The following is a 223-nucleotide window of genomic DNA, read 5'->3' as shown; positions in this document are numbered from 1 at the left end:
GTTATTACCCTCTATACCTATGGTATGCTGTTTGCCAACCTGTTTGTGATCACCTTTAAAGGCCGTTATAAAGCTGTCCCAATTATCCATGCTAATAGAGCCGTAGCTTACTTTAAGTTGCTTTAAACGTGCTCTTAGCTTCTTAGCCGTTTTTAGGTCACGTTTGCCCCAAACATAAGCAACAATCTCATTGGTAGCGCGATCATAAGCATAAATAAGCCAA

General features: G+C 40.4%; 1 protein-coding gene. It reads right to left on the bottom strand.

The window, feature by feature from the left end:
* Positions 1-223 (bottom strand): IS1 family transposase (locus ACT3SX_RS15775; protein ID WP_444761898.1); only part of this gene is annotated, 223 nt, incomplete at both ends.

The organism is Psychrobacter sp. AOP31-B2-9 (assembly GCF_052378005.1).
In the GTDB taxonomy this organism is placed as follows: Bacteria; Pseudomonadota; Gammaproteobacteria; order Pseudomonadales; family Moraxellaceae; genus Psychrobacter.
This window is presented reverse-complemented; position numbering and strand designations above follow the sequence as displayed.